Source organism: Mesorhizobium sp. CNPSo 4661, from assembly GCF_057784215.1.
On record NZ_JBWGIO010000057.1, the window covers coordinates 1 to 2,500 of the forward strand.

Below are 2,500 nucleotides of genomic sequence, written 5' to 3' on the forward strand. Positions count from 1 at the left end.
CTACGAGCAAGCGTCTGCTTGCGACTACGAGCAAGCGTTTGCTTGCGAGCTTAGAGGTAAGTTTGAGCTTACCGTATTCAAGAGGGCGCCAAATGAAAGGGCCGCTTGCGCGGCCCGGGATCCCGTTTGGCGGGCCTTATCGTAGAGAGAAGATTTAGTCTCGACCCGGATTTGATCCGGATTTGAGGTGAACGTGCGCTTTGCAGACCTGGCAGCGACCTACTCTCCCGCGTCTTGAGACGAAGTACCATCAGCGCTGGAGCGTTTCACGGCCGAGTTCGGAATGGGATCGGGTGCAGCCGCTCCGCCATAACCACCAGGTCGGCAAAACGCACGTTCAAATCGAGAAGCTGGGTTAGGGATTAGGGATTAGGCAGTAGCCAATAGCGAGTAGGGATAACTGCTCGCTATCTGCTTGTGCCAGATGCCTGTCTTTCCGTGCCAAGGCGACGTCTGCATTTCGCCTACGGGCGAAGCCCGCAAGCGCGACTGCGCGTCGCCGGTCGTCCGGCGCCCTCGCGGAGCATAGGCCCGTAAGGGCCGCTCATGCGTGAGCGCTGGCAGACCATCCGACTTTGTCGGATGGATATAAGTAATGAGAACGATCAAGCCTATCGAACTATTAGTACCGGTAAGCTTCAAGCGTTGCCGCTCTTCCACACCCGGCCTATCAACGTGGTCGTCTTCCACGGTTCTCAGGGAATACTCGTTTCAAGGTGGGTTTCCCGCTTAGATGCCTTCAGCGGTTATCCCGTCCGGATATAGCTACCCTGCGATGCGGCTGGCGCCACAACAGGTCCACCAGAGATCCGTCCATCCCGGTCCTCTCGTACTAGGGACAGATCCTTTCAATATTCCTACACCCACGGCAGATAGGGACCGAACTGTCTCACGACGTTCTGAACCCAACTCACGTACCGCTTTAAATGGCGAACAGCCATACCCTTGGGACCTGCTCCAGCCCCAGGATGCGATGAGTCGACATCGAGGTGCCAAACAACCCCGTCGATATGGACTCTTGGGGGTCATCAGCCTGTTATCCCCGGCGTACCTTTTATCCGTTGAGCGATGGCCCTTCCACGCGGGACCACCGGATCACTATGACCGACTTTCGTCTCTGCTCGACTTGTCAGTCTCGCAGTCAGGCAGGCTTATGCCATTGCACTCAGCGAACGATTTCCGACCGTTCTGAGCCCACCATCGCGCGCCTCCGTTACTCTTTAGGAGGCGACCGCCCCAGTCAAACTACCCACCATACATTGTCCCGGACCCGGATAACGGGCCGCGGTTAGACATCCATAGTAATAAGGGTGGTATTTCAAGGGTGGCTCCACCTGAGCTGGCGCCCAGGTTTCAAAGCCTACCACCTATCCTACACATGCCACTACGAATGCCAATGTAAAGCTATAGTAAAGGTGCACGGGGTCTTTCCGTCTAACCGCAGGAACCCCGCATCTTCACGGGGAATTCAATTTCACTGAGTCTATGCTGGAGACAGCGGGGAAGTCGTTACGCCATTCGTGCAGGTCGGAACTTACCCGACAAGGAATTTCGCTACCTTAGGACCGTTATAGTTACGGCCGCCGTTTACTGGGGCTTCGATTCAGAGCTTGCACCCCTCCTCTTAACCTTCCAGCACCGGGCAGGCGTCAGACCCTATACGTCGCCTTGCGGCTTCGCAGAGCCCTGTGTTTTTGATAAACAGTCGCTACCCCCTGGTCTGTGCCACCCTCCTCCACTTGCGTAGAAAAGGGTCACGCTTCTTCCGAAGTTACGCGTGCAATTTGCCGAGTTCCTTCAGCATAGTTCTCTCAAGCGCCTTGGTATACTCTACCTGACCACCAGTGTCGGTTTCGGGTACGGTCTATAAGGAGGAGCTATTTCCTGGAACCACTCCGCTGCCCTTTCAATCCGATAAGATTGGACAACTTGTGTGATCCGTCACTACCTCCAGGCCCACGAATATTAACGTGGTTCCCATCGACTACGCGTTTCCGCCTCGTCTTAGGGGCCGGCTAACCCTGCTCAGATTAACTTTAAGCAGGAACCCTTGGTCTTTCGGCGGGGGAGTCTCTCACTCCCCTTACGTTACTCATGTCAGCATTCGCACTTCTGATACCTCCACCGCCCCTCACGGGTACGGCTTCATCAGCTTACAGAACGCTCCGCTACCGCTCGTGATTGCTCACGAACCCTAAGCTTCGGTGTATGGCTTTAGCCCCGTTACATTTTCGGCGCAAAGACCCTTATTTAGACCAGTGAGCTGTTACGCTTTCTTTAAATGATGGCTGCTTCTAAGCCAACATCCTGGTTGTTTTGGGATCCTCACATCCTTTCCCACTTAGCCATAACTTGGGGACCTTAGCTGTAGGTCAGGGTTGTTTCCCTTTTCACGACGGACGTTAGCACCCGCCGTGTGTCTGCCGACTAGTACTCCCAGGTATTCGGAGTTTGGTTAGGTTTGGTAATCCGGTGAGGACCCCTAGCCCATCCAGTGCTC

General features: G+C 55.1%; 2 rRNA genes (1 of these 2 cut by a window edge). Both read right to left on the reverse strand.

The window, feature by feature from the left end:
- Positions 1-206: 206 nt before the first annotated feature.
- A 5S ribosomal RNA gene (gene rrf / locus AC0YKC_RS33685) occupies positions 207-321 on the reverse strand.
- 280 nt (positions 322-601) lie between these two features.
- Positions 602-2,500, reverse strand: a 23S ribosomal RNA gene (locus AC0YKC_RS33690); it runs 959 nt beyond the window's last position.